22 protein-coding genes are annotated in these 23,871 nt (G+C 68.0%); 16 read left to right on the forward strand and 6 right to left on the reverse strand.

The window, feature by feature from the left end; all coding sequences use genetic code 11:
- Positions 1-87 precede the first annotated feature (87 nt).
- From atpB to AB4070_RS00190, 12 genes are all read left to right on the forward strand, one after another.
- Positions 88-885 (forward strand): F0F1 ATP synthase subunit A, encoded by a 798-nt coding sequence (gene atpB, locus AB4070_RS00135; protein ID WP_371861862.1) that lies wholly within the window; start codon positions 88-90, stop codon positions 883-885.
- A 60-nt stretch (positions 886-945) separates the two neighbouring features.
- The gene (atpE, locus tag AB4070_RS00140) at positions 946-1,182 is read left to right on the forward strand and encodes an ATP synthase F0 subunit C (RefSeq protein ID WP_028502887.1); all 237 of its coding nucleotides are present in this window, start codon (positions 946-948) and stop codon (positions 1,180-1,182) included.
- A gap of 27 nt (positions 1,183-1,209) precedes the next feature.
- Positions 1,210-1,767 (forward strand): F0F1 ATP synthase subunit B, encoded by a 558-nt coding sequence (locus AB4070_RS00145; RefSeq protein WP_058631293.1) that lies wholly within the window; start codon positions 1,210-1,212, stop codon positions 1,765-1,767.
- Positions 1,767-2,558, forward strand: a complete 792-nt coding sequence (locus tag AB4070_RS00150; protein WP_441978404.1) for a F0F1 ATP synthase subunit delta — start codon at positions 1,767-1,769, stop codon at positions 2,556-2,558. The genes AB4070_RS00145 and AB4070_RS00150 overlap by 1 nt, the downstream gene beginning before the upstream one ends.
- Positions 2,559-2,605: 47 nt before the next feature.
- The gene (gene atpA, locus AB4070_RS00155; protein ID WP_441978405.1) at positions 2,606-4,246 is read left to right on the forward strand and encodes a F0F1 ATP synthase subunit alpha; all 1,641 of its coding nucleotides are present in this window, start codon (positions 2,606-2,608) and stop codon (positions 4,244-4,246) included.
- Between the two features lie 19 nt (positions 4,247-4,265).
- Complete coding sequence (locus AB4070_RS00160) at positions 4,266-5,162, forward strand: F0F1 ATP synthase subunit gamma (protein ID WP_441978406.1); 897 nt, start codon at positions 4,266-4,268, stop codon at positions 5,160-5,162.
- 21 nt (positions 5,163-5,183) lie between these two features.
- On the forward strand, positions 5,184-6,638 hold the full coding sequence (gene atpD, locus AB4070_RS00165; RefSeq protein WP_058631290.1) for a F0F1 ATP synthase subunit beta: 1,455 nt from the start codon (positions 5,184-5,186) through the stop codon (positions 6,636-6,638).
- 2 nt (positions 6,639-6,640) lie between these two features.
- Positions 6,641-6,901 carry a F0F1 ATP synthase subunit epsilon gene (locus AB4070_RS00170; RefSeq protein WP_046748245.1) on the forward strand — a complete coding sequence of 87 codons (261 nt, stop codon included), beginning with the start codon at positions 6,641-6,643 and terminating at the stop codon, positions 6,899-6,901.
- A 76-nt stretch (positions 6,902-6,977) separates the two neighbouring features.
- Positions 6,978-7,724 (forward strand): YaaA family protein, encoded by a 747-nt coding sequence (locus AB4070_RS00175; RefSeq protein WP_441978407.1) that lies wholly within the window; start codon positions 6,978-6,980, stop codon positions 7,722-7,724.
- Between the two features lie 142 nt (positions 7,725-7,866).
- Entirely contained in the window at positions 7,867-8,700 is an 834-nt protein-coding gene (locus tag AB4070_RS00180; protein ID WP_441978408.1) for a large exoprotein, read from the forward strand.
- Between the two features lie 302 nt (positions 8,701-9,002).
- Positions 9,003-9,800 (forward strand): PP2C family protein-serine/threonine phosphatase, encoded by a 798-nt coding sequence (locus AB4070_RS00185; protein WP_441978409.1) that lies wholly within the window; start codon positions 9,003-9,005, stop codon positions 9,798-9,800.
- A 58-nt stretch (positions 9,801-9,858) separates the two neighbouring features.
- Positions 9,859-12,606, forward strand: a complete 2,748-nt coding sequence (locus AB4070_RS00190) for an FtsK/SpoIIIE domain-containing protein (protein WP_441978410.1) — start codon at positions 9,859-9,861, stop codon at positions 12,604-12,606.
- 32 nt (positions 12,607-12,638) lie between these two features.
- Here AB4070_RS00190 and AB4070_RS00195 read toward each other — a convergent pair whose 3' ends face one another.
- Positions 12,639-13,634: an asparaginase gene (locus AB4070_RS00195; RefSeq protein WP_441978411.1), complete on the reverse strand. Its 996-nt coding sequence runs from the start codon at positions 13,632-13,634 to the stop codon at positions 12,639-12,641.
- 67 nt (positions 13,635-13,701) lie between these two features.
- Here AB4070_RS00195 and AB4070_RS00200 point away from each other — a divergent pair, with 67 nt between their 5' ends.
- Positions 13,702-14,196: an OsmC family protein gene (locus AB4070_RS00200; RefSeq protein ID WP_441978412.1), complete on the forward strand. Its 495-nt coding sequence runs from the start codon at positions 13,702-13,704 to the stop codon at positions 14,194-14,196.
- 71 nt (positions 14,197-14,267) lie between these two features.
- Here AB4070_RS00200 and AB4070_RS00205 read toward each other — a convergent pair whose 3' ends face one another.
- Positions 14,268-15,065 carry a lysophospholipid acyltransferase family protein gene (locus AB4070_RS00205; RefSeq protein WP_441978413.1) on the reverse strand — a complete coding sequence of 266 codons (798 nt, stop codon included), beginning with the start codon at positions 15,063-15,065 and terminating at the stop codon, positions 14,268-14,270.
- A 123-nt stretch (positions 15,066-15,188) separates the two neighbouring features.
- Here AB4070_RS00205 and AB4070_RS00210 point away from each other — a divergent pair, with 123 nt between their 5' ends.
- The gene (locus AB4070_RS00210; RefSeq protein WP_441978414.1) at positions 15,189-16,151 is read left to right on the forward strand and encodes an FKBP-type peptidyl-prolyl cis-trans isomerase; all 963 of its coding nucleotides are present in this window, start codon (positions 15,189-15,191) and stop codon (positions 16,149-16,151) included.
- Positions 16,152-16,188: 37 nt separating this feature from the next.
- Positions 16,189-17,271: a 1-deoxy-D-xylulose-5-phosphate reductoisomerase gene (dxr, locus tag AB4070_RS00215; protein ID WP_441978415.1), complete on the forward strand. Its 1,083-nt coding sequence runs from the start codon at positions 16,189-16,191 to the stop codon at positions 17,269-17,271.
- A 72-nt stretch (positions 17,272-17,343) separates the two neighbouring features.
- On the opposite strand, the gene AB4070_RS00220 is transcribed toward dxr, so the two are convergent.
- From AB4070_RS00220 to AB4070_RS00230, 3 genes are all read right to left on the reverse strand, one after another.
- Positions 17,344-18,966, reverse strand: a complete 1,623-nt coding sequence (locus AB4070_RS00220) for a Mur ligase family protein (protein ID WP_441978416.1) — start codon at positions 18,964-18,966, stop codon at positions 17,344-17,346.
- Positions 18,967-19,058: 92 nt separating this feature from the next.
- Positions 19,059-19,733: a YcnI family copper-binding membrane protein gene (locus tag AB4070_RS00225; protein WP_441978417.1), complete on the reverse strand. Its 675-nt coding sequence runs from the start codon at positions 19,731-19,733 to the stop codon at positions 19,059-19,061.
- A gap of 96 nt (positions 19,734-19,829) precedes the next feature.
- A complete protein-coding gene (locus tag AB4070_RS00230; protein WP_441978418.1) occupies positions 19,830-20,414 on the reverse strand; it encodes a hypothetical protein in 585 nt (194 codons plus the stop codon).
- A 64-nt stretch (positions 20,415-20,478) separates the two neighbouring features.
- On the opposite strand from AB4070_RS00230, the gene AB4070_RS00235 reads away from it, so the two are divergent.
- Positions 20,479-21,792, forward strand: coding sequence for a M50 family metallopeptidase (locus AB4070_RS00235; protein ID WP_441978419.1), 1,314 nt, complete (start codon positions 20,479-20,481; stop codon positions 21,790-21,792).
- Between the two features lie 102 nt (positions 21,793-21,894).
- On the opposite strand, the gene AB4070_RS00240 is transcribed toward AB4070_RS00235, so the two are convergent.
- Positions 21,895-23,778, reverse strand: a complete 1,884-nt coding sequence (locus tag AB4070_RS00240; protein ID WP_441978420.1) for a chorismate-binding protein — start codon at positions 23,776-23,778, stop codon at positions 21,895-21,897.
- Positions 23,779-23,871: the final 93 nt, after the last annotated feature.

The following is a 23,871-nucleotide window of genomic DNA, read 5'->3' on the forward strand; positions in this document are numbered from 1 at the left end:
CCGCGAGCGCTTGCGCTGTGAAGCACACCGACCATCGTCGCCCCGGTTCTGACCGGTGCCCCGAAGCTGGAGCCCGCGCTGTTTAATATCGCTGCGACCCTGACCCCCCGACTTGCCACCGACGGCGAGTTCCACGGCCCTTCGATCGATGAGTTCTTTCCGGAGATCCTCTTCAACGTAGGCCCCATCCCGGTGAACCGGATCCATCTGATCCAGTTGCTCTCCGTGATCGCCGTGGTCCTCATCCTCTGGCTCGGCACCCGCCGCATGAAGGTCGTCCCCGGACGGTTCCAGAGCCTGGTGGAGATGGGCATGGGCTTCGTGCGCGGCGGCATCGCCCACGACCTGCTCGGCCGCAAGGACGGCGATCGGTTCCTCCCGATCCTGATGACGATCTTCTTCATGACGCTGTTCATGAACATCACCGGCATCATCCCGTTCCTGAACATGCCGGGAACGGCGATCATCGCGGTGCCGCTCACGCTCGCCGTGGTCAGCTACGTCACGTTCATCTACGCCGGCATCAAGAAGAGCCCGAAGAACTTCTTCAAGAACTCGCTCTTCCCCGCCGGCGTCCCGTGGCCGGTGTACTTCATCGTCACCCCGATCGAGCTCATCTCGACCTTCATCATCCGCCCGGTGACGCTCACCCTGCGACTGCTGATGAACCTCGTGGTCGGCCACATGATCCTGGTCCTCTGCTTCGCAGCGACCCAGTTCTTCTTCTTCACCGCAGGCGGCGGCTGGGCCGCGCTCGGTGTCGGAACCCTCGCCTTCGGCGGCGCCTTCACTCTCTTCGAGATTCTGGTCGCCGTCCTCCAGGCGTACGTCTTCACCGTCCTCACCGCGGTCTACATCCAGCTCGCGGTCGCAGAAGAGCACTAAGCCCACTAGACACTGAGCGGGCAGGCATCAGCCTTCCCACCCAACGAAAGGAAAAACCCCGTGGACGCAACTACGGTTCTCGCTGAAATCAACGGCAACCTCGCGGTGATCGGCTACGGCCTCGCTGCCATCGGCCCGGCCATCGGCGTGGGTATCGTCGTCGGCAAGACCATCGAGGGCGTCGCTCGTCAGCCCGAGCTGGCCGGCCGTCTCCAGGTCCTCATGTGGATCGGTATCGCCTTCACCGAGGCGCTTGCATTCGTCGGCATCGCCGTCGGATTCATCCCCTTCCCGTAATCCGAACCGACTTCTGAAGGAGACAGGATGCTGAACGCTCTTGTCACGAACCTCGCGGCTGAGGGTGAGGCGGCGAACAACCCGCTGATCCCCGCGTGGTACGACATCATCTGGTCGGGTCTGTGGTTCCTCATCATCTTGATCGTCGTGTGGAAGGTCGCCCTTCCCAAGCTGACGAAGATGCTCGATGAGCGGTCCGCCGCGATCGAGGGCAACATCGCCAAGGCCGACGAGGCGCAGAAGCAGGCGGAGGCGGCACTCGAGGAGTACACGCGTCAGCTCGCCGAGGCGCGCACCGAGGCCGGCGAGATCCGCGAGGCCGCCCGTGAGGACGGCAAGAAGATCGTCGCCGAGGCGAAGGACGCCGCGACCACCGAGGCCGCACGCATCACCGCCACCGCGCACACGCAGATCGAGGCGGAGCGTCAGACCGCTCTCGTCTCGCTCCGCAGCGAGGTCGGATCGCTCGCCCTCGACCTCGCCGGTGGCGTGGTCGGCGAGACGCTCTCCGACGACGCACGCGCGACCGCTGTCGTCGATCGCTTCCTCGCCGAGCTCGAGGCATCCGAGAAGGCGGCTCAGTAATGGGCAGCGCGACCACTCAGGCACTCGCGGCATCCATCAAGACGCTTGCCGCAGCGAAGGACATCACTCTCGACACGGCGCGGGAGCTGTTCGCCGCCGCCCGGGCCGTGAGCGACTCGTCCCAGCTGAGCGGCGCGCTTGCTGATCCTTCCGCTCCCGCCGTGGCACGACAGAATGTCGTCGCCGCGGTGTTCGGCGGGTTCTCCGCAGGCGCCAAGGACGTTCTGTCGACCGCGGTCGCAGAGCGCTGGTCCAACGCGGATGAACTCGTCGACGGTATCGAGGAGCTCGCGATCCGCGCTTCAGCGGTCGCCGAGCCGGACACGGACATCGAGGGCGAGCTCTTCGGGTTCTCCCGGGTGATCGCAGCGAACCCCGAGCTCGAACTCGCTCTGGGAAGCCGCGTCGGGGGAGAAGACGCCAAGAGCACGCTCGTCGAGCGTCTCCTGGCCGAGGGCTCCACGAGCGCCGCGTCGACGCTGGTCATCACGTCGCTGGTACGCCAGCCGCGTGAGCGCCGTGTTCGTCGTCTGCTGGACAGGGCGATGAACATCGTCTCGAACCAGCGCGGCCGCGTCGTCGCCACTGTGCACACCGCCACCGCCCTCAGCGATGCGCAGCGTGACCGTCTGAGCGAGTCGCTCTCGCGTCGCTACGACGGTCAGGTATCGCTCAACGTCGTCATCGACCCTGCCGTGGTCGGAGGTCTGCGTGTGCAGATCGCCGATGACGTCATCGACGGCAGCATCTCCGCACGACTCGCCGACCTTCGCCAGAAGCTCGCGGGCTAATACGACTTCGCGCGGGGAACCGCGCACCCAGATACAAAGGGAAGACAATGGCAGAACTATCGATCAGCCCCGACGTCATCCGTGACGCGCTGAAGGACTTCGCCGCCGCATACGAGCCCTCCGCGGCCGGTGCGACCGAGGTCGGCACCGTCGTCGACGCTGCTGACGGCATCGCTCACGTCGAGGGACTGCCCGGCGTCATGGCGAACGAGCTCGTCATCTTCGCTGACGGCACCAAGGGCCTCGCGCAGAGCCTGAACGAGCACGAGATCGGTGTCGTCGTCCTCGGCGACTTCACCGGCATCGAGGCCGGCCAGGAGGTCACCCGCACGGGTGAGGTCCTCTCGGTCCCCGTCGGCGACGGCTACCTCGGCCGCGTGGTCGACCCGCTCGGCAACCCGATCGACGGACTCGGTGCGATCGAGACCGAGAGCGTGCGCGCCCTCGAGCTCCAGGCGCCCGGCGTCATGCAGCGCAAGTCGGTGCACGAGCCGATGCAGACGGGCATCAAGGCCATCGACGCGATGATCCCCGTCGGCCGTGGCCAGCGTCAGCTGATCATCGGCGACCGCCAGACCGGCAAGACCGCCATCGCCATCGACACGATCATCAACCAGAAGGCCAACTGGGAGTCCGGCGACGTCAACAAGCAGGTCCGCTGCATCTACGTCGCGATCGGCCAGAAGGGTTCGACCATCGCCTCGGTGAAGGGCGCGCTCGAAGAGGCCGGCGCTCTGGAGTACACCACGATCGTGGCTGCTCCCGCGTCCGACCCTGCCGGCTTCAAGTACCTGGCTCCGTACACCGGCTCGGCCATCGGCCAGCACTGGATGTATGGCGGCAAGCACGTCCTCATCATCTTCGACGACCTGTCGAAGCAGGCTGAGGCCTACCGTGCCGTGTCGCTCCTCCTGCGTCGTCCGCCGGGCCGCGAGGCATACCCGGGTGACGTCTTCTACCTGCACTCCCGTCTGCTCGAGCGTTGCGCGAAGCTGTCGGACGAGCTGGGCGCCGGTTCCATGACGGGTCTCCCGATCATCGAGACCAAGGCGAACGACGTCTCCGCGTACATCCCGACCAACGTGATCTCGATCACCGACGGCCAGATCTTCCTGCAGTCCGACCTCTTCAACGCCAACCAGCGTCCCGCGGTCGACGTGGGTATCTCGGTCTCGCGAGTCGGTGGCGACGCGCAGGTGAAGTCGATCAAGAAGGTCTCCGGAACGTTGAAGCTGGAGCTCGCGCAGTACCGCTCCCTCGAGGCCTTCGCGATGTTCGCATCCGACCTCGATGCGGCTTCGCGTCGTCAGCTGTCCCGCGGTGCGCGTCTGACCGAGCTGCTCAAGCAGCCGCAGTACTCGCCGTACCCCGTCGAGGAGCAGGTCGTCTCGATCTGGGCCGGAACGAACGGCAAGCTCGACACGATCGAGGTCGAGGACGTGCTCCGGTTCGAGCGCGAACTCCTCGACTACCTGCGTCGCAACACCAAGGTGCTCGACACGCTGCGTGAGACCAACGTCCTCGATGACGCCACGGTCGCAGAGCTCGAGAAGCAGACGGACGCCTTCGTCCTGGAGTTCCAGGGTGGCAAGGGCCACGCTATCGGCGCCCCCGGTCACGAGGAGCACGCTGCAGCCGAGGCTGAGGACGTCAATCAGGAGAAGATCGTCAAGGGTCGTCGCGCGTAATCGCGTGAGGTACTGAGATATGGGCGCTCAACTCCGGGTCTACAAGCAGAAGATCTCTTCTGCTCAGACGACCAAGAAGATCACGAAGGCGATGGAACTCATCGCGGCTTCGCGCATCCAGAAGGCGATGGCACGCGTCAAGGCGTCCACCCCCTTCGCGCGAGCCGTGACGAGGGCCGTGTCGGCCGTCGCGACGCACTCGAACGTGGATCACCCGCTGACCCGCGAGTCCGAGAACATCACCCGCTCCGCGGTCGTGATCTTCTCCTCGGACCGCGGTCTCGCCGGAGCCTTCAACTCGCAGATCCTCCGTGAGGGTCTCGAGGTGGCAGAGCTCATGCGCGAGCAGGGCAAGGAGCCGGTGTTCTACCTCATCGGCCGCAAGGCCGTCGGATACTTCCAGTTCCGACGGATCGCTGCGGCCGCGGAGTGGACCGGCGACACCGACACCCCGTCGTTCCACACCGCCGAGGAGATCTCGGCGACACTGCTCGAAGCGTTCTCCCGTGGAGGACAGGACGGCGGCGTCGATGAGATCCACCTCGTGTACAACCGTTTCGTCAGCATGATGACGCAGTCGCCGGAGTCCGTGCGTCTGCTCCCGCTGGAGATCACGGAAGCCGATGAGTCGGAAGCCGGTAGCACCGTTTACCCGCTGTACGAGTTCGAGCCGGACGCCGAGACTGTTCTCGACGCGATCCTGCCGGTGTACATCCAGAGCCGCGTCTTCAACGCTCTCCTGCAGTCGTCCGCCGCCAAGCAGGCAGCGACGCAGAAGGCGATGAAGTCGGCCAGCGACAACGCCGACAAGCTCATCACCGACTACACCCGTCTGCGCAACAACGCGCGTCAGGCGGAGATCACGCAGCAGATCGCCGAGATCGTCGGCGGGGCCGACGCTCTCGCGAGCAAATAGACCATCAGGAAAGAGACGAAAATGACCCTCACCGCTCCGGCTGACCAGCCGGCGACCGCGGTCGTCGGGCGCGTCGCACGCGTCAACGGTCCGGTTGTCGACATCGAGTTCCCGCACGACTCGATCCCCGACATCTACAACGCGCTGAAGACCACCATCGCGATGGGCGAAGAGTCCACCGAGATCACTCTCGAGGTCGCGCAGCACCTGGGCGACGACCTCGTCCGCGCCATCGCCCTGAACCCCACCGACGGCATCGTCCGCGGACAGGAAGTCAGCGACACCGGTGAGGCCATCTCGGTCCCCGTCGGCGACGTGACCAAGGGCAAGGTGTTCAACGTCATCGGCGAGGTGCTGAACCTCGAGCCCGGTGAGACGATCGAGGTCACCGAGCGCTGGCCCATCCACCGCAAGGCGCCGAACTTCGACCAGCTCGAGTCCAAGACTCAGATGTTCGAGACCGGCATCAAGTCGATCGACCTCCTGACCCCGTACGTGCTGGGTGGAAAGATCGGTCTGTTCGGTGGTGCCGGTGTCGGCAAGACCGTCCTCATCCAGGAGATGATCCAGCGCGTCGCGCAGGACCACGGTGGTGTGTCGGTGTTCGCCGGTGTCGGTGAGCGTACCCGTGAGGGCAACGACCTGATCCACGAGATGGAAGAGGCGGGTGTCTTCGACAAGACCGCCCTCGTCTTCGGCCAGATGGACGAGCCGCCGGGGACGCGTCTGCGCGTGGCCCTGTCGGCTCTGACGATGGCGGAGTACTTCCGTGACGTGCAGAAGCAGGATGTGCTGCTCTTCATCGACAACATCTTCCGCTTCACGCAGGCCGGTTCCGAGGTCTCCACGCTGCTGGGCCGCATGCCCTCCGCCGTGGGTTACCAGCCGAACCTCGCCGACGAGATGGGTGTGCTCCAGGAGCGCATCACCTCGACGCGCGGTCACTCGATCACCTCGCTGCAGGCGATCTACGTGCCGGCCGACGACTACACCGACCCGGCTCCGGCGACGACGTTCGCCCACCTCGACGCGACGACCGAGCTCTCTCGTGAGATCGCCTCGAAGGGTCTGTACCCGGCCATCGACCCGCTGACCTCGACGTCGCGCATCATGGACCCCCGCTACTTGGGCGAGGACCACTACCGCGTCGCGACGACCGTCAAGCAGATCCTCCAGAAGAACAAGGAGCTGCAGGAGATCATCGCCATCCTCGGTGTCGACGAGCTCTCCGAGGAAGACAAGATCGTCGTGTCGCGTGCGCGCCGCATCCAGCAGTTCCTCTCGCAGAACACCTACATGGCCAAGAAGTTCACGGGCGTCGAGGGTTCGACCGTCCCGCTGAAGGAGACCATCGAGTCGTTCGACGCGATCACCCGCGGTGACTTCGACCACGTGGCCGAGCAGGCCTTCTTCAACGTCGGTGGCATCTCCGACGTGGAAGAGCAGTGGGCGAAGATCCAGAAGGAGAACGGCTGACCATGGCGCTGCACGTCAGCCTCGTCTCCGCTGATGCGGAGGTCTGGACGGGAGAGGCGAGCCTCGTGGTCGCCAAGACCGTCGAGGGTGAGATCGGCTTCATGTCCGGCCACGAGCCGGTGCTGGCCATCCTCGCCGAGGGCCAGGTTCGCATCACCCAGTCGGATGGCACCAAGGTGCTGGCCAACGCTCAGGACGGGTTCCTCTCCATGGAGGGCGACACCCTGACGATCGTCGCCGGCAACGCGGCTCTCATCGCCTAGCAGCACCTGTTTCACGCGTCCGCCTCGGCACCCTCACGGGTTCCGAGGCGGACGCGTCTGTATCCGCCGAGGTTCCATGAAGATCCTGCTCCCGCCGTCCGAGACCAAGCACGAGGGCGGCGACGGTTCGCCGCTCGATCTCGAGTCGCTCGTGCTGCCGTCGCTGTCGGCGCATCGCACCGCCGTCATCGATGCGCTGGTCGAGCTCGCCTCCGACGAGGAGACTGCGCGTCGCGTGCTCAAGCTGAGTGAGCGTCAGAGCGGCGATATCGCGCACAATCGGGTGCTTCGGTCGGCCCCCACGATGCCCGCGATCGATCGCTACACGGGTGTGCTGTTCGATGCTCTCGATGCCCGATCCCTGTCATCAGCCTCCCGCAGATGGCTCGGTGAGCATGTCTGGATCCACAGCGCGCCCTTCGGTCCTGTGGGTGCTCTGGATCTGGTGCCCATGTACCGGCTCGCGGCCGGAACGTCGGTTCCCGGGCTGCCGGCCCTTCGACGGCACTGGGCGGCCGCGACATCCGCTGCTGTCGCGGAGGCTGCACCCGCGTTCATCCTCGATCTGCGGAGCGAGGCCTATGCCGCGTTGGGCCCGGTCCCCGATTCGGTCTCTTCCGCGTACGTCCGTGTCGTGACGGAGCAGGGGAGAGCCCTCAATCACTTCAACAAGAAGTCCAAGGGATTGCTCGTGCGCGCGATCGCCGAGGAGCGACCGCGCGTCACGTCCGCTCGGGGCTTCCGGGCCTGGGCGGACAGGCGGGGGCTGGTCTTCCGTGATGGTGAAGGCGACGGTGTCTGGGAGCTGGTCGTCGAGGAGTGACCTGCTCAGTCTGGGCGATCGCGATTCCGCGGGAGAGATTCCCGCGAACGCGCCCGAGGGCCTAAGGGACATGCGCGGAAACCCCGGGAAGCGCTAGTGTGTTCAGCGCATGATGACCCATCATGAACTTCTGGAGGGAACCATGAACGACTACTACGGCTATGACGGCCTGTCAGGCGGCGCGGTCGTCGCGTTGATCCTGGTCTACACGATCCTGCCACTCGCCATCTACGCGCTCTACTCGTGGTTCTACATGAAGATCTTCGAGAAGGCGGGCGTGCAGGGCAAGTGGCGTGCCTGGGTGCCGGTCTACAGCACCATGATCTTCTACAAGCTCGGCGACCTGAGTCCCTGGCTCGTCCTGTACCTCATGGGCGCCGGCATCGTCGGAGCGATCATCCCGTTCCTCGGCTGGTTCCTGATCCTCCCGCTCGTCGGCATCGCCGGTCGCGTCATCGACCTGATCGCCGCATGGCGCGTCGGTCTGAAGTTGCAGAAGGACGCCGTCTGGGTCGTGCTGTATTTCTTCCTGCCGCCGGTGTGGCTCGGCATCAACGCGTTCGACAAGTCGCGGTGGAACCCGGCCATCCAGCCCGCGTCCTGGGCAGCGAACGGCCTGCTCGGCGACCGGACGGTCTGGGACGGCATCCCCGCTCAGGCATCGGCTGCAGCCCCCAATGCTGGTTACGGTGCGCCCCAGGGCTACGCTCAGCCCGGCCCGCAGGGGTACGCTCCGCCGGCGCAGCCCGGTTACGCGCCGCCTGCACAGCCCGGTTACGCACCGCCTGCTGCACCGGCAACCGGCGCACCGGTCCCGCCGGCCACCCCGCCCGCGGCACCGTCGACCCCGCCTGCGGCACCGTCAGCCCCGCCCGCGCCGCCGACCACGCCGCCTGCGCCGCCGACGGCTCCGCCCGCCGCACCGCCGGCAGCGCCCACGACTCCGCCCACGGATCCCACACAGCCGCCGGCGTGATCATCTGACGAGACGGCATCGTCTGGCACAGAGCCCCCGACTCCTGTCGGGGGCTCTGTGCTGTCGCGGCTGGTTCTGCACCCGCGGCGCCCGCTAACGTGGACGATATGCTTTCGTCCCCGTACCGCGCAGGCAGATCCGGTCACGTGTTGCCTCTCGGCTCGCGTCTTGCGGCCTCGCTGCCTTCGTCGGCGGCCACCACGGGAACGGGAGCGTGATCGCGGTGTACGTGACTTCTACTACGATGTGTTGTGAGTATCCTGCGACCGTCCGACCCGCCGCAGGCCCATCGGAGGCAGCACGTGGCTGAGACGAAGACGCAACGGATCACGGTTGCGCAGCGCCCGCTGCTGCTCTCCTGGTCCGGTATCACCGATCAGGGGCGCCGTCGCGAGACGAACCAGGACGCCTTCTTGGCCGACTATCCGCTGTTCATCGTGGCAGACGGCATGGGCGGCCATGCCGGTGGCGAGATCGCGAGTCAGAGCACGGTGTCCCGCCTTCAGGCCATCGTCTCGTCGGGGAAGGTCGATCGTCCCTCCATCGAGAGCGCACTCGAGCTCGCTGTCGGCGACATCGCCGACCACCCCGAGACCACCGACGAGGGTACGGGCACCACGCTCACGGGCGTCTACCTCGACACCGAGGGCGACGAGGCCCAGTGGATCGCCTTGAACATCGGCGATTCCCGTGTCTATCTTCTTCGCGACGACAAGCTGGTGCAGATCACGACGGATCACTCGGTCGTGCAGGAACTGATCGCGGCAGGAAAGCTCAGCCCTGAGGAAGCCGAAGGGCACCCGTACAGCAACGTCATCACCCGCGCGGTGGGAGCGAGCGAACTCACGGCGCCGGACTACGTCGCCATCGACGTGCGACCCGGTGACCGGTTCGTCGTCTGCTCCGACGGGCTCACCAAGGAGCTCACCGACTACGGGATCCAGCACTTCCTACGCGAGCACGAAGACCCGGGGGCGGCAGTCGATGCGATGCTCGCGGCGGCCCTGGAGAACGGCGGCCGCGACAACGTGACGCTCATCATCGTCCAGGTCGCGTCTGAGGACGACTCCTCCTCCCCGATCGAGGACACATCTCAATAGTGTCCTGAGGCTGTGGAGACCGCTCACCGACGGCCTGCGATGCGATCGACTCGAGGGCATGGATTCCCTCCCGATCGTTTTGCCGTCCGAGCAGGTGCCACATCACCGCGCTCCTGTGCCGTTCCTGGCCGCCATCGTGCCGATCGCCGCCGGCGTGGTCCTGTGGGCGGTCTCGGGCTCGCTCCTCGCGCTGTGCTTCGCGGCACTGGGGCCCCTGATGATCGGGGCGTCGATGGTGGACGCGGCACGCCTCCGGCGTCGGGAGCGGCGCCGCGGAGAGCGGAAGATCGCGGAGGGGTGGGCCACGGCGGAGACCGAGCTCGTCCGCCGGCACAGCGAGGAGCGCAGGGCGCTGTGGCAGCGCCGCCCCGACGCAGCGACCTGCATCGTGCAGTCCCCGCTCCGAGGAACGCAGCCCGTCGATGCGGATACCTGGGTCGTCGTCGGTGCCGGCGCGACGGCCAGCGAGGTCCGCTGCACCGGAGGCGAAGACGAGCGCGGACGAGCCTTCCGCGAACGATGCCGTGTCATCGGCGCCTCGCCCGTCGTGGTGCTGCTCGGGGGAGGGATCTGTCTCAGAGGAGCGGGTCCGCTGACGGCCGCCGCCGCGAGAGCTCTGATCCTGCAGTTGTGCCTGCGCTTCGGGCCGTCGCAGTTCTCGCTCGTCGGGGGTGATCGCGTCGGCGTCGATCTCGTCCGCGGGGGACTCGGCGGCCTGCCCCATGCGCGATGGACTCGTCGCAGGGCATTCCGGCTGGGCGTCGGGCCCTGCGCCGGAGAGAGACCGGACGCGGACGCGCTGATCTGCACAGCCGATCCCGATGAGGAGGTCCCGGAGGGCGTGACGACGGTGATCGACATCGTGGAGCCGGGCCTCGCAACGCTGCGCACGGCGAGCGGGACGACGACCGTCGCCGTCGAGTTCCTCTCGTCGAGGCAGGCCGAAGTGCTGTGCAGCGAGATCGCACAACGGGGCGACGAGGCAGGCGCGCCTCCCGATTCGGTGGCTCTCCACGAACTCGAACAGCCGCATGGCGAAGGGCTGGCGGCGGCGATCGGCCGCGGCGAGCGGGGGAGCATCGTGGTCGACATCGTCGACGACGGTCCTCACGCGCTCGTGACCGGCATGACGGGGACGGGCAAGAGCGAACTGCTCGTGAGCTGGGTCACCGCGATGGCATCGGCGCACGGGCCGGATCGGGTGACCTTCGTCCTGGCCGATTTCAAGGGCGGTACTGCGTTCGAGCCGCTGCGTGCACTGCGGCATGTCGTGGCCGTCATCACCGATCTCGATGACGAGGGTGCACGGCGTGGCGTCTCCAGCCTCACGGCGGAGCTTCGCCGCCGGGAGGCTGTGCTCGCGGCGGCGGGGGCCCGCGATGTGCGTGAGGTCTCGATACCCAGGCTGGTGATCGTCGTCGACGAGTTCGCAGCGCTGCTCGCGGAGCACGCCGACCTGGGCGCGGTCTTCACCGATATCGCCGCCCGTGGCCGCGCACTCGGCATGCATCTGATCCTCGGCACGCAGCGAGCTTCCGGTGTGGTCAGAGATGCCCTGGCGGCGAACTGTCCCCTTCGCATCAGCCTCCGCGTGAGCGACGCTGCCGACAGTCGGCTGATGCTCGGCAGTGAGGCGGCCGCAGCGCTCCCCGGCGACCCGGGATCACGGGGGCTCGCGCTGGTGCGGAGACCGAAGGACCAGGAGGCCGTCGTTCTGCGGGCTGCGTTGACGGAGGCGTCCGACCTTCGAGAGGCGGGGGAGCGATGGGCGTCAGGAGAGCGGCCGTCCAGCCCTTGGCTTCCGCCGTTGCCCGCGCTTCTCCCGCTCGGCGAGCTCCTCGACGAGGCCGATGCGGGATCCGACGCCGTCGTCATCGGACGCGCTGACGACCCCGACCGGCAGGCGCAACCTCCGGTTCTCCTGGACTGCGGGCACGAGCGGGGGATCGCGGTGCTGGGCGCGCCCGGTAGCGGCCGAACCACCGTGTTGAGGACTGTGGCGGCCCAGCGCGATGACGCCTCATGGATGCCCGGCGATGCTGAGGAGGCGTGGGATCTGCTCTCCGTATGGGCGGACGGCAGCCGGCGACCTCCGACCACAGTCCTCTGCGATGACGTCGATGTGCTGGTGGCGAGCCTGCCGCCGGAGTACGGCCATCAGGTCGTCCAGCTGTGGGAGCAGGTGCTTCGCACGGCACAGGGCACGACGTTCGTGATGACCGCGGCCAGGGCGAACGGCACCTGGGGGCGCATGCTCGATCTCCTGCCGCGTCGCGCGCTGCTTCGTATGTCGACGAAGCTGGAGCATCTGGCGGCAGGAGGCGAGCCATCGGGTTTCCTTCGTGATCGTGCTCCGGGGCGCGCAAGGATCGGCGATCAGGAGGTCCAGGTCGCGTGGACCGACGAAACGGAGTCTCGTCGGTCCGCGGAGCAGTCAGCCGCGGTGTGGCGGCCGACGTCCGCGCTCACAGCCGTCGTCACTGCCGGGGCTCAGGAGGTCATCGACCGTCTGCGTCGCGCGCATCCCGAGTGCGCGGTGAGGGAGCCGGGGGTGGAGCGGGCGGACACGGATCGGCCGAGCGTCGTGGTCGGCGATGCGGAGGCATGGCAGCGGAACTGGACACTCTGGCAACAGGTGCGATCCACGGGTGAGGTTCTCATCCGTTGCGAGCGTCCTGCTGATCTCCGCCAGCTGATCGGCGCCCGCGAGCTGCCGCCGTACGCCCGTCCGCACGCGGGTCGAGCGTGGTCGGTGATCGGGGCTGAGCCGCCACGAAGAGTGCACGTGGCCGAGCTGTCGCCCTGAGGAGCGCTGCGCGGTCGGGGTGCGCCTCCGGGTCAGATGCCCGCGCCCGGACGGATGGCGCCGACGTCGACGCCCCCGCCGAGCACAGTGAGGGGGAGAGCCTCACCGAGCGCGGCCACATCCGCATCGGTGAGACCGCCCGCGCGTGCGAGGAGCGTGGCGGCCACGATCGTCGAGGCACGAGTCGCTCCGTCGAGCATCTTCAGAGCCACCGTCGTCCCGTTCGGGGCGACCATGACCAGGACGCCTTCGGCGCCGTGCTTCGTGAACACGCCCAGCTTCTCCGTCGCGATCGTGTCAGGGCGACCTGCGCCCTCGATCGTCCACGGGTTCTCTCGGACCGCGCGAACCAGGGAACCGGCGACGCGATGCAGGGCGAACGGCGAGCGGTCGGATGCCGTTCCGATCCGATGGATCGCGCGTGCAAGGCCGGTCAGAGTGATCGCATGCACGGGCGCGCCGCACCCGTCGATCGCGGTGTGCGCGATCTTCTCACCCGTGAGGCGCTCGACGACGTCCCTGATGTGCTGCTGCAACGGGTGGGCGGGGTCGAGGTAGCCGGCAGTGGGCCAGCCGGTCGCGACACAGGCACGGAGCATCGCGGCGTGCTTGCCCGAGCAGTTCATGCGCACACGCGTGGGTTCACCATGCTCGCGCACGAGTTCATCGCGCGTCGACGAGTCGCTCGGCCACGATGCAGGGCAGCCTAGATCGTCCTCCGTGAGTCCGCTCTCGGTGAGGATGTCGCGCACGACGGACGCATGCCGGTCGGTGCCGACATGGCTCGCCGTCGAGAGCGCGAGCTGTTCGCCCTCGAGGATGGCGCCCGCCGTGACGCAGGCGATCGCCTGCAGCGGCTTGAGGCTCGAGCGCGGCAGGACGAGGGCGTCGGCATTGCCGTGTCGGGCGACGATGTCTCCGTCGGGGGAGAGGACGACGGCCGCGCCGGCGTGGCGGGATTCGACGAATCCGTTCCGCTCGACGACGGCGAGTTCCACGGAATCCTGAACGGTGAGAGTCTCCAGCACCCGTCAACTCTAGCTCGGCGTGCAGGGCCGTTCGCGTCGCGTCGGACGACCCTGACAGACTGGTCGCATGGCAGAGACCAGTCCTCGCACTCTCGGCGAACACCGCTACGCGCTCACATCGACCTGGACCGGCAACACGGGTACCGGGACAACGGGATATCGCGACTACCGCCGCGATGTGACGATCGAGATCGAGGGCAAGCCCGATCTTCTCGCCTCCGCGGACAAGCCCTTCCGTGGTGACGCCTCACGCTGGAATCCGGAGGACCTGCTGCTCGCGTCGCTCTCCGAGTGTCACCTGCTGTCATACCTCCACGCCTGCGTCACGGCTGGCGTCGTCGTGGTGTCCTATCGAGACCGGGCGACCGGAATGATGCGCGAGGACGGAGCGGGCGGCGGATCATTCGTCGAGGTGATGCTGCATCCTGAGGTCGTCGTCGCCGAGGAGTCGATGATCGAGGCTGCAGAACGCGCCCACACCCAGGCGAACGAATGGTGTTTCATCGCGAACTCGATGAACTTCCCCGTGCGTCACGCGGCGAGGGTCAGTGCTCTCTCCTGAGCCGCGCCGCGATCTCTGCTGAGCCGCGCCGCGATCTCTGCTGAGCCGCGCCGCGATCGACGACGGGGCGGTCAGCGACGCTCGTGCGGGAGAGCCTGCTTGATCTTCTCGATGGCTCCCTGCGCGGGTGCCTCGTTGTACGCACCCGCGAGCTCCTGACCGGAGAGACCATGGATCGCGGCCATGATCTGGTCGGTGGCGAGGCGGCGAGCTCGCCCGCTGGCGGCCGGGCCGTGCGGCGAGAGGTCGAGCGGCTCGCCGAAGCGCACGGTGATGCGCTCTTTGAGCGTCGGCATCTTCGCTCCGACCGGCATCACCTTGTCGGTGCCGATGAGTCCGACCGGGACCACCGGGGCGCCCGTCTGCAGGGCGAGGAACGCGACTCCCGTGCGGCCCTTGTACAGACGACCGTCGGTCGAGCGGGTGCCCTCGGGGTACAGGGCGACGGCCAGGCCCTCATCGAGGAGCTGGCGCTGGAGGTCGAGGGCATCGAGCGCGGCCTGTCCCGCACCCCGGCGCACGGGTATCGCGCCGATCGACTCGAAGAAGGTCTTGCTCATCCAGCCCTTGAAGCCTGTGCCCTCGAAATACGCCGACTTCGCCAGGAAGTGCACGGGGCGGGGAGCGGCCACCGGGATGGCGATCGAATCGATGAACGAGAGGTGGTTGCTCGCGAAGATCACGGGACCTTCGAGGGGCACGTTCTCGCGCCCTTCGATTCGCGGACGATACACCAGTCGAGCGAGCGGAGTGATGAGGCTCCGGCCCAGGGTATAGGCGAACCCGGCGTGACGGGGCTTCGCAGTCGTCTCGGGTGAGGATTCCTCTTCTGACGAGGCTTCGGGCTCGACGGACTGCTCAGAGGTCATCAGAGCAGATTACTCCCGGATCCATGCCGGCGTGGGAATGAAGACTTGCGCCGCGCCTCCCAGCGCGGGCAAAGGGGTATGAGGCAGGATGGAGGTTCCCGCCCGCGATCCTGAGGTCTCACTGTGCGTAAGCGTCCGCTCCTCGTCCTGTCCACTGTCGCTGCGGCGACCCTCCTGCTGGCCGGCTGCGCCGGCGGCGGCGCGCCCGAGAGCTCGGGCACCCCTTCGCCGTCCGCGTCGAGCGGGTGTCTGCTGAATGCACAGCCGGGAGAGACGTCGGATGCCGTCACGGTCGACGGCGAAGGTCTCGACGCGAAGATCACCGTCCCCGCCGATGCAGCCTTCGCCGACGTGGAACGGACCATCGTGGCCAAGGGCGATGGCGATGAGGTGCTCGCGAACGATCTCGTCGGCGTGAAGTTCCAGATCGTGGATGCCGCGACCGGCGAGGTCGTCGACTCCTCCGCCCGGAACGAAGGCGGCGAGGCCTCCGTCCTGCTCGACCAGAACAGCGCATCGCTCTTCATCGCCGCGCTCGAGTGCCAGCCGCTCGGCACTCAGGTGGTCCTCGCGCTGCCCGGCAAGGTCTTCGGTGACGGCGGCACGAACAAGGTCGTCTACGCCGAAGCCGTCGAGAAGCTGCCGGAGAAGGCCACGGGCACCCCGGTCGACCCGACGCCCGGCATGCCGACGGTGAAGCTCGACGACAAGGGCGCGCCGACCGTCACGATCCCGGACGGTGACGCGCCGACCGAGACGAAGGTGGCCGTCCTCAAGCAGGGCGATGGTGCGACCGTGGGCACGGGCGACCTCGTGGTCGTGCAGTACCTGGGCGTGAAGTGGTCCGACGGCAAGGAGTTCGACTCCAGCTGGAGCCGCGATGCCGCTCCGACGCAGTTCCAGACCACGGGCGTCGTCGCGGGCTTCCAGAAGGCGCTCGAGGGCCAGAAGGTCGGCTCGCAGGTCGTCGTCGTCATGCCGCCCTCCGACGGGTACGGCGCGAGCGAGGGACACGAACTGCAGAAGGAGAGCCTCGTGTTCGTCGTCGACATCCTCGCGACGACACCGGTTCAGGCTCAGCAGTAACCGCAGCGGAGCCGCGGACGTGACCTAGGCTGGCGGTATGCGTCGCGTCATCGTCCTCGGCTCCACCGGTTCCATCGGCACCCAGGCGCTGGACGTCATCCGTGCCAATCCTCGTCGCTTCGAGCTGGTCGGTCTCGCAGCCGGTTCCAACGCCGAGCTGCTGGAGGAGCAGGCCGCGCAGTTCCAGGTCGAATCCACTGCTCTCGGTGCTGTCGAGGCGGAGCAGCTCGTCCGTGACGTCGAAGCCGATGTGGTGCTCAACGCCATCACGGGCTCGATCGGACTCGGGTCGACGCTCGCCGCGTTGAAGGCGGGCCGCACGCTCGCCCTCGCGAACAAGGAATCCCTCATCGTCGGTGGCGACCTGGTCCTCGCCGCGGCTGCCCCCGGACAGATCGTCCCGGTGGATTCCGAGCACTCGGCCCTCGCGCAGGCCCTGCTCGCGGGTACCCATGCCGAAGTGCGACGGCTCGTCGTCACCGCGTCCGGCGGCCCCTTCCGCGGACGCAGCCGTGGCGAGCTGACCCAGGTGACTCCGTCGGAGGCGCTCGCGCATCCGACGTGGGACATGGGCCGCATGGTCACGACGAACTCCGCGACCCTGGTCAACAAGGGGCTCGAGGTGATCGAGGCGCATCTGCTCTTCGACATCGCCTACGACGACATCGAGGTGGTGGTGCACCCGCAGTCGATCGTGCACTCGATGGTGGAGTTCATCGACGGATCCACCATCGCGCAGGCCTCCCCGCCCGACATGCGCCTGCCCATCTCGCTCGGTCTGGACTGGCCGCACCGCGTCGGAGGCGTAGGGCGGCCGCTCGACTGGTCCTCTGCGACCTCGTGGACGTTCGAACCGCTCGACGGCGAGGCCTTCCCGTCCGTCGCCCTCGCGAAGTCGGTCGGACGCGCCGGCGGTACGTTCCCCGCGGTCTACAACGCGGCGAACGAACAGGCAGTCGATGCCTTCCACGAGGGTCGGCTCTCGTTCCTCGGGATCGTCGACACGATCGCCCGCGTCATCGACGCGCATGACGCGCCCGATGTGCTCACCGTCGAGACGCTCGCCGCGGCGGAAGCCTGGGCACGCGCGACGGCGGATCGGATGATCGCTGCGGTCTGACCCGGGGGCGTCCTCGTGGCGTCGCGTCCTGCACGCCGTCACCGGGGCGCGGGTGCGCCCCGGCGATTCCGATCAGTCTTCGTCGGGGTACGGGACGGGCCAGCGGGAGTCGGGAACGGCCCACCCGGCGGCGCGGAGCGCACGACGGGCGAGCTCACGTGCGGAGTACGGTGTGCGGACACCGCGGATGTCGCGGTAGTCCTGATGTCCCGGTCCCGCCCAGAGGATGGCATCGCCGTCACCGACCAGGCCGACCGCGGTGACGATGGCGTTCTCCGGTGGTGAGGCCTCATGGATCTCGGCGTCCGGTCGCGCGCGGCGTGCACCCTCGATGAGAGTGGCCCGGATGGATGCGGGGTCCTCGAAGCGGGGGTGGTGGTCGGTGACGACGAGGATGTCGCTGCCCTCCACGGCGGTGCGCGCCATGTCGAATCGCTTGCTCGCGTCCCGGTCGCCATCGGCGCCGAACAGCATCAGCACCTTGCCGGGGGTCACGCGGCGGACGGCGGCGAGCGTCTTCTCGAACGCGTCGGGGGAGTGGCCGAAGTCGACGAAGACCGCGGGACCCGTGTCGCCGGATACCAGCTGCGTGCGTCCGGGCAGATAGGCGCGGATGCCGTCGTCACGGGTGAGGGCGTCGACGATGCGATCCCAGGCGTAGCCGCCCTCGACGAGCATCACGATCGCCAGAGCCGCATTGGCGGCCATATGCGGACCGATCACCGGGACCGTCGTCGTGAGGGAGCCGGCCGGACCGGTCATCGTGAAGGTGGTTCCGGCCGCACGCTCGTCGTCGATGACGACGACCCAGTCCGCGGCGCGGGCAGCCTCGGGGTCGGCGGCGATCGACGGAGTGCCCACCGTGACGACGGGGATCTCGGAACGTTCGACGACGACCGCTCCCGACGGCGAGTCCAGGCAGATGACGCCCCGCTTGGCGCGGTCGGGGCGGAAGAGCGGCAGCTTCGCCTCGAAGTACTCCTCCATGTCGGCGTAGTCGTCGAGGTGGTCGTGACTGAGATTGGTGAATCCGGCGACATCGAACAGGATGCCGTCGACGCGGTGACGGGAGAGCGCCTGCGCGCTGACCTCGACGGCGACCGCTTCGACCTCGCGCTCCCGCATGAGAGCGAGCAGCGCATGCATCTCGGAAGCCTCTGGGGTGGTCAGGCGGGACACGATGACCTCGCCGGCGATGTGACGCTCCGCAGTGGAGGACAGTCCGGTGACGACGCCGATCTGGTCGAGGATGCCCTCGAGCAGGTGGGAGACGCTGGTCTTCCCGTTGGTCCCGGTCGTCGCGAACAGCAGGGGAAGCGGATCGTCCGCCCCGGTGCCGTAGACCCAGGCACTGAGGTCGCCGAGCACCGCGCGAGGATCGTCGACCACGAGTATCGGGAGGCCAGCGGACTCCGCGATGACCGCGCCGGCCTCGTCGGTGATGACGGCGACGGCACCCTTCTCGGCAGCGGTGGCGGCGAAGTCCGCCCCGTGTCGGTTGATGCCCTGGATCGCGACGAACGCCTCGCCGGGACGCAGGTCCGCAGTGGCGAGAGTGATGCCGGAGAGGGCGATCCCGTCGACATCGCCGCGGACGGTACGGGCGAAACGGGAGGCGAGTTCGGACAGCTCACGCCGGGGCGGGTTCGCGGGGCGGAGCACGGGAGGCAGGCTCGGTTGTTGTTCAATCGACATGTCGCATCAATGATCTCACGACCGGGGTGAGAACCCCTCGCGAGCGACCCCTCGCGCGCCGGATTCCGGAGCACGAGAGGCCGCTCCCATCGTCAGGCGCGACGGCGGTAGGCGACGATCGCGACGACCAGCGCGGCGAAGCCGGCCAGCAGCCCTCCGGCTCCCAGCGCCACCCCCAGGGGGTCGGACACCGTGGCCGGGGTCGTGGCCTCCGCCGCGGCGTCGGATCCGGCGTGCTCACCGTGTCCGTCCGCTGCGGCAGCGGTCACCGAGACCACCGGCGCCGGCGCATCGAGACTGTGCGGATCCTCGCCGTTCTCGGCGAGCTGCGTCCACTCGGTCGCTCCCTCGACGCACGTCTGCACGACGGGGAACGCCAGAGTGTCCGGTGTGTCCTCGTCCAGTCCGACTCCCATGCTCACCGCGCCCCGGAGCTCGGTGGGAACGGGCGCGACCGCGGTGTAGGTGACAGCGCTGACGAGGCCGTCATCGCCCCGCTCGACCTGGATGTCCCAGTCGGAGTCCATGGTCGGTGAGACGGACGCGAGCCCCTCGGGCATCGTGATGCGCAGTGCGGTCGTGGGGGAGTTCTCACAGCCGTGCGAGAACGAGAACGTGAGGACGCCGTGGTCACCGGCGGCGAGCTCGTCGGGGCTGACCCCGACGTGCGCTCCGGCCATGAGGGGTGCGGTGACGGCGAGGGCCACGCCGCCGATGAGGCCGGTGGTGGCGAGGCGCAGACGGTGGGTACGGGTGTTGCGGGTCATGAGATCTCCTGGTGATCGACATGCGGGCACGCCGATGGCGCGTCTCCGCGAGAGGGATGCCACGCGTGTCCGGGTGGCGCATTCGAGTGCGACGGTTCAGTCGCGCAGGAGAGTGGGAGGCCCGCGTCGCGGCAGAGCGGCCGAGACCGCGGCGTCGAAGGGCGAGAAGATGATCGAGCGCAGACGCGCCGGACGGCGGTGCAGCACGGGCGCCACTGCGGACGCACGTCGGAAGAGGGCATCGACCCAGCGCGCGACCACGCGGACGATCGCCTCGCCGTGCCACACCAGCAGCGTGGTCAGCACAGCCGCGACGAGGTGCGCCGACAGCATCAGCGCGCCGGGGGCCGCAGCAGGGGACGGCGATGCGAGGAGGGAGAGGTCGAGGTGATGGGCGTGTCCACCGCCGGCGATCGGCGTCCCCGCGGTGGGCGAGCCCAGCACCTGGAACACGACGTGGAAGGCGGCTTGCCCGAGGAACACGGCGAGGGCCACTCTGGCGCGCGACCGTCGGACTCCGACCAGGAGAGCCGCGAGCGGGGTGATCAGGCTCGCGACCGCGACGATCAGCAGCACATGCGGAGCCGTACCGCCCCCGAGGGTGTGGGACAGTGCTGCGAGCAGTGTCGCGACGGAGGAGACGGCGGCAGCGCGCACGAGTCGCAGCTGCCGGCTATTCACGCTGACAGCCTAGTCGTGCTGCAGCGCCGGGCGGATTCCTAGCTGGGGGCACTAACGTTGGCACGTGGAATTCCTGCTCTATCTGGCCGGCATCCTCTTCATGCTGATCGGCCTCGGGCTCTCGATCGGCGTGCATGAGGTCGGGCACCTCGTCCCCGCGAAGCTCTTCGGCGTGCGCGTCGGCCAGTACATGATCGGCTTCGGACCGCGACTGTGGTCCAAGCGCATCGGCGAGACCGAGTACGGTTTCAAGCTGCTGCCTCTGGGGGGCTTCATCTCGATGTCTGGCATGTATCCGGCATCGAAGAACTCCGGTCCGGCGTCGGGCGTCTTCCGCTCGTTGATCCAAGACGCGCGCAGTGCCAACGACGAGACCATCGCAGAGGGCGCAGAAGACCGGGTCTTCTACCGGCTGCCGGTGTGGAAGCGCGTCGTCGTCATGCTCGGCGGGCCCGCCATGAATCTCGTGCTCGCGACGGTGATCTTCACCGTGCTGCTGTCCGGCATCGGTGTGCAGCAGGGGACGACCACGATCGCTTCGGTCACCGAGTGCGTGGTCCCGGCGGGTTCCACAGCGACCGAGTGCACGCCGGATGACCCCGCGTCCCCGGCAGCCGAAGCCGGCATCAGACCGGGCGACGTGATCGTGTCGGTCGACGGGAAGCCGGTGGCGACCTTCGCCGAGGCCACCGCGATAGTGCAGGCGTCCCCGGGCGAGACGATCGACATGGTCGTGCGGCGCGACGGAGCCGAGAAATCGCTGAATCTCACGCCGATCGCCGCGGAACGCACGATCACGGATGCGAGCGGCCAGCCGATCCTGGACGACACGGGGAAGCCCGTGGTCAAGGAGGTCGGCTACGTCGGCATGGGCGCGCAGATGGGATACGTGCAGCAGCCGTTGACCGCGGGGCCGGAGATGGCTGCGGACAGCACGGCTCGCGTCGCGTCCATGATCGTCACGCTCCCTGTGCGTCTCTGGGATGTCGGGGTGTCCCTCGTGACCGGCGGTGAACGCGATCCGAACGGCCCGCTGAGCGTGGTCGGTGTCGGTCGTCTCGCCGGCGAGGTCGCCGCGACCGATGCACCGATCCTCAACCGCTTCGCGTTCCTCCTCGGGCTGTTGGGCTCACTGAACATCGCGCTGTTCGTTTTCAACCTCATCCCGCTGCTCCCACTCGACGGCGGCCACATCGTGGTCGCGCTGTGGGACGGCATCAAGCGCGCATGGGCCAAGCTCTTCCGTCGGCCTCCGCCTGCACCCGTCGATGCCACCAAGCTCGTGCCGCTCACGGTGGTGGTCGCCGTGGCCCTGATCGCGATGGGCGCCCTGCTCCTGATCGCCGACCTCTTCAACCCGGTGAACCTGCTCGGCTGAGCTCTCGGTGGTGTCCTTCGCGGTGCGTCGGATCCTCGGCCTCGCCGCCGCCGACAGGCTGGCGCCGGCACCCTGGCGGCGGAGAGCCCGCGACCGCCGGCGTCAGACGAGGGCGTGGGCGACGAGGCGTTCGAGCGTGCGGATGCCGTCTCGCGAGAGGATCGACTCGAGATGCCCCTGCACAGAGGCGAAACGTTCTCCTCGGAGTGCGTAGACATCGCCCGAGTGCGGGTCTGCGGACACCTCGGCGTCGCCGACCGCGATGGTGCCTGGGGCGACCCGCGCTGTGAAGGTGTTGTAGAAGCCGATCGATGCGTCCTCGCCGAACACCGGGACCGACTTCTGCAGTCCCTGGTGCGGAGCGTCGAGAGGAGTCAGCGCGATGCCGAGGCGGTCGGCGAGGATCTGGTGGCTCAGGCACACGGCGAGCAGCGGCGTGCCGGAGTCGAGGCGACGGGTGACGACGTCGCGCATCCGGGCGATGCGGGCACTCTGCGCATCCCGCGGGTCACCGGGGCCGGGGCCGGCGACGACCAGGTCGGCGGCCTCCAGGTCGGCATCCTGCGCTTCGCTCCAGGGCACGATCGTCACCGCGAGACCGAGATGACGGAGCTGGTGCGCGAGCATGGTGGTGAAGCGGTCCTCCGCGTCGACGACGACGGCGGAGCGTCCGGCGAACGGACCGGTGAACTCCTCGCCCTGCGGGTTGAGCCAGAACTCGGCCAGGCGCGCGTTTCGTGATTCCAGCAGCTCGGCCACGGTCGGGTCGTCGGCGAGGGCGTGCGCTTCACCGGGAGCATCCGCATCGCTGCGAGCCTCGGCCACGTGATCGCGGTCGATCGCCCCGATGGCACCGAGCACACCCGCGGCCTTGCCGTGCGTCTCGGACACCTCGCCCATGGGGTCCGAATGTCGGACCAGCGTCGCTCCGACAGGGACGCTGAGCGCGCCGTCCTGGAGATACACCGTGCGGATGAGGATGGGGGCATCCAGGTCATGGCCGCCTTCGGCGTTCGGGGAGAACAGCGCCGCGACGCCGGAGTAGTAGCCTCGCGGCTTCCGCTCGTGACGTCGGATCACGGCGCAGGCGTTCTGCATGGGCGAGCCGGTGACCGTGGGAGCGAACATGGTCTCCCGCAGGATGTCGCGGGGGTCGAGAGCGCTGCGCCCGCGGAGCATGTACTCCGTGTGCGTGAGTCGTGACATCTCCTTGAGGTGCGGGCCGGTGATCCGCCCCCCGTCGGAGCAGACGGCGCTCATCATCTTGAGCTCCTCGTCCACGACCATGAACAGCTCCTCGGTCTCCTTCGTGGAGGCGAGGAAGTCGACCAGCGTCTCCTTCGTCGCCCCTCCCGCCGGGTGACGGAAGGTTCCGGAGATCGGGTTCATGGTGACGATGCCGCCCTGGGCGACCACATGGGCTTCGGGACTCGCGCCGACGGCGATGTGACCGGGTGTGAAGACCGCGAAGGTCCAGTACGCACCGCGCTCGTGCGTGAGCAGCGCCCGGAACCAGGTCAGGGCCGCCGTCCTGTCATCGACGTCGACATTCGCGGTGAAGTCCCGGCGGATGACGAAGTTCGCGCCCTCGCCGCGGCCGATCTCGTCGGCGATGACGTTCTCGACGATCGCCGCATACTCGTCGTCGGCGATGTCGAATCCGTCGTCGTGCAATGCGACCGGCTCGCTCGGCAGTGCGGAGAGGAGCTCGGTGGTCGGAAGGTGCAGGTGCTCCTCGACGACCACGCACCGCAGCGGTGCGGCGTCGTCCTGGGCGACGAAACCGCGCTCACGAACCTGGCGGTAGGGGACCATCGCGAACACCTCACGAGGCGTGCCGTCGATGGCGAGCGGGATGTCGGCGAGCAGATCGACATCGCGCACGTCGCCGCTGAGCAGCTCGACGGTGTCCGATCCGTCGCGGGCGATGAGGACGAAGGACGCGGTCGGATCGGCGCGGAGCTCGGCGAGTCGCGAGAGGGTCATGAGTATCTCCTGTGCTGTGCTCCGGCTCGGCGCAACGAAAAGACCGCCCCGGGGGCGGTCTGAATTCGTGGGAACGCGAACACACCGCCTAGA

The sequence above is a fragment of the Microbacterium sp. 2RAF4 genome, assembly GCF_052115285.1.
GTDB classification, from domain to species: Bacteria; Actinomycetota; Actinomycetes; order Actinomycetales; family Microbacteriaceae; genus Microbacterium; species Microbacterium oxydans.

Coding starts and splice junctions, on each gene's coding strand:
- AB4070_RS00145 (WP_058631293.1), top strand. CDS start 1,210: ATGCTGAACGCTCTTGTCACGAACCTCGCGGCTGAGGGTGAGGCGGCG.
- AB4070_RS00150 (WP_441978404.1), top strand. CDS start 1,767: ATGGGCAGCGCGACCACTCAGGCACTCGCGGCATCCATCAAGACGCTT.
- atpA (WP_441978405.1), top strand. CDS start 2,606: ATGGCAGAACTATCGATCAGCCCCGACGTCATCCGTGACGCGCTGAAG.
- AB4070_RS00160 (WP_441978406.1), top strand. CDS start 4,266: ATGGGCGCTCAACTCCGGGTCTACAAGCAGAAGATCTCTTCTGCTCAG.
- atpD (WP_058631290.1), top strand. CDS start 5,184: ATGACCCTCACCGCTCCGGCTGACCAGCCGGCGACCGCGGTCGTCGGG.
- AB4070_RS00170 (WP_046748245.1), top strand. CDS start 6,641: ATGGCGCTGCACGTCAGCCTCGTCTCCGCTGATGCGGAGGTCTGGACG.
- AB4070_RS00175 (WP_441978407.1), top strand. CDS start 6,978: ATGAAGATCCTGCTCCCGCCGTCCGAGACCAAGCACGAGGGCGGCGAC.
- AB4070_RS00180 (WP_441978408.1), top strand. CDS start 7,867: ATGAACGACTACTACGGCTATGACGGCCTGTCAGGCGGCGCGGTCGTC.
- AB4070_RS00190 (WP_441978410.1), top strand. CDS start 9,859: ATGGATTCCCTCCCGATCGTTTTGCCGTCCGAGCAGGTGCCACATCAC.
- AB4070_RS00200 (WP_441978412.1), top strand. CDS start 13,702: ATGGCAGAGACCAGTCCTCGCACTCTCGGCGAACACCGCTACGCGCTC.
- AB4070_RS00205 (WP_441978413.1), bottom strand. CDS start 15,065: ATGACCTCTGAGCAGTCCGTCGAGCCCGAAGCCTCGTCAGAAGAGGAA.
- dxr (WP_441978415.1), top strand. CDS start 16,189: ATGCGTCGCGTCATCGTCCTCGGCTCCACCGGTTCCATCGGCACCCAG.
- AB4070_RS00220 (WP_441978416.1), bottom strand. CDS start 18,966: ATGTCGATTGAACAACAACCGAGCCTGCCTCCCGTGCTCCGCCCCGCG.
- AB4070_RS00225 (WP_441978417.1), bottom strand. CDS start 19,733: ATGACCCGCAACACCCGTACCCACCGTCTGCGCCTCGCCACCACCGGC.
- AB4070_RS00240 (WP_441978420.1), bottom strand. CDS start 23,778: ATGACCCTCTCGCGACTCGCCGAGCTCCGCGCCGATCCGACCGCGTCC.